Here is a 233-nt window from a genome sequence, read left to right as displayed (position 1 = left end):
CTTCGGTTTATTTATACATTCGCAGTTGGTACTATAGGCGGGAAAAACTGGACAGTTATTTCTACAGCTATATTGGCCATCCCAGCGATTGGAATCGGCTTTGCAGTCCAAAATCCGGATACCCCATTCTCTGTTATGCTAATCTTGGCAGCACTTTGCGGTCTAGGAGGCGGGAACTTTTCTTCATCAAGTGCAAATATCAGCTTTTTCTTCCCGAAAAAAGAGAAGGGGAC

General features: G+C 44.2%; 1 pseudogene. It reads left to right on the top strand.

The annotated features are described in order from the left end of the window. Positions 1-233: pseudogene (locus RYX56_RS25455) on the top strand (nitrate/nitrite transporter); the annotation flags it as partial.

Origin of the sequence: Alkalihalophilus lindianensis (assembly GCF_032843265.1) — a bacterium.
Classification (GTDB): domain Bacteria; phylum Bacillota; class Bacilli; order Bacillales; family Bacillaceae_D; genus Alkalihalophilus; species Alkalihalophilus lindianensis.
This window is presented reverse-complemented; position numbering and strand designations above follow the sequence as displayed.